This window comes from Endozoicomonas sp. SESOKO2 (assembly GCF_024606245.1).
Taxonomy (GTDB): Bacteria; Pseudomonadota; Gammaproteobacteria; order Pseudomonadales; family Endozoicomonadaceae; genus Endozoicomonas_A.
This window is the reverse complement of the sequence record NZ_JAHHPQ010000402.1, coordinates 1-1,788: the sequence shown is the minus strand read 5'-3', so window position 1 is coordinate 1,788 and position 1,788 is coordinate 1. Positions and strand designations below refer to the sequence as shown.

Sequence of the window (1,788 nt, the reverse complement as noted above, 5' to 3'; positions counted from 1 at the left end):
AAGTCGATTGGATGGAAACTCTCTGAAACTGTTCTGCACAGCTTCCTGAATCAGCTCCTCCATGGAGTCCATTCGATCTTCAGCCACGACACCCTGAAGCATCACAGGCCGGGTTTGGGACCAATGAGCAACAACCCGGGATTCGTGCATGGCAGGAGCAGTGCTCAATGCCTGCAGGAGATGAAACATGGAACGATCACTGCCATCGGGCTCATCGCTGGCCATGACATTCGCAATAGCATGCCGGGTGGCCTGCTGGACGAGTCTGGTGAGGAGCTGCTGTCGAACTTCTGTCTGGTTGCCCGATCCAGAGTCAGCTGTCAGCCAATGGTCCAGCTCGCAGCGGTCATAGATTCTCCGAACTGAAACCATAATGGCTCTTAACAACCTCTCATTTTCTTCAGCAAAGACGTAATCAAAATAGAGTCTGTTGATATTGTCCCTGGCATTCCTGGCAGCTTTCTGATCAGCTGACTCAACACTGCTCCAACAGGAAGACACCAGCATCAAACTGATCAGCACAGACCAGATAATTCGATAAATAACCATACGACACTCCAATGTCTTAACAAATTCAGGAAGCATAGGGCAATCAATTGGCAGGGACAGAGAAAGCGATAAACAGTTGTTGAGTTTGTATTCAGGTTCTAAAGTGCCCGGCAGGCAGGTGGGAACACTGCCGGGCCCACAGGCGCGGAATCAGACATATGAATAATTTCAGAACCAGTCGGCACTCCGATTCTGAACATCTCCTGTAGTCGAGGTACCAAAGCTGGTAGAACCACTGCCGCCATCGCTGCTTGAAAAATTGTAGGTGAAGCCGCCGAATGCCCCCCCCCACTCCGCCTTGTTGATGGGTCGTTTCTGTCTCTGCCCAGTATCTTTCTTCCTCTTCCTCTTCCTGCTGCCTTCTTCGGCGTCTTTCATCTTCTGCTGTCCAGATATAGCGTTCTTGCCGCAAATGGCTGTATAGCTCTGTGAGCGATATCTGCATGTAGATATCAGCCAAATCCATGTTACAAGTAAGAGGATTCAGAACCCCGGCCTGCATCAACACATTTTTAATTACCTTTTCATCAAAGCCTTCCGTAGCTCTTTTGATCTGCTCCCTGTCCCATTTGGTGGGTTTCCAGTCCCTTCCCTGCGGATCATTCCGCCCGGGTCGGTTCAGTGCATTGCCTAACTTTCTTTGCAGCTTCTCCCGCTGCAGCCGCATCTGCCTGGCTGGTTCTGTTTCATATTGAGAGATCACCATACAAAACACGCCGGCGGATATCACGCCAAGCGAAGCGCCCATCCCAAGCATTGCTCTGTATAAAATGAATTGAAACCAGCTTTCCTCTTTACTTTCATCCGGGGAGTAATGCATGACCGGTATCTGAACGGGTGGCGGTGATGTAACAGGTACCGGCTTTTCACCATCCAGAATTCTGCGAATCTGCTGGTACCACTCATTGCCATAATCTTCACGATCAGCGGCTTTCATAAACAGCGCGGAGAGGTCTTCCTGATAGTGACGACGTTTGCCGTCTGTATGCCATAGGGTGGGATGATTGTTAAAGGCCTTAGTCATCATGGACAGGTAGATTGAAAATGCCGGGTCTCTGGCAATCTCCGGGTTCTGCTTTTGCCGGTCTACCTTGTGGCTGAGAGAACGAAGCGCCTTGCCACGAAGAAAACGCTCCTGCATTTCCAAAAGAATAAAACTGAGTTGCCGGGCTAACTGTTCCCGTGAAAGTCGATTGGATGGAAACTCTCTGAAACTGTTCTGCACAGCTTCCTGAATCA

2 protein-coding genes are annotated in these 1,788 nt (G+C 49.9%); both read right to left on the bottom strand.

What is annotated here, in order from left to right; all coding sequences use genetic code 11:
- Positions 1–585 (bottom strand): hypothetical protein (locus KDK17_RS08815; protein ID WP_257287883.1); only part of this gene is annotated, 585 nt, incomplete at its 3' end.
- 55 nt (positions 586–640) lie between these two features.
- A partial coding sequence (locus KDK17_RS08810; protein ID WP_257287882.1) for a hypothetical protein occupies positions 641–1,788 on the bottom strand: 1,148 nt, incomplete at its 5' end.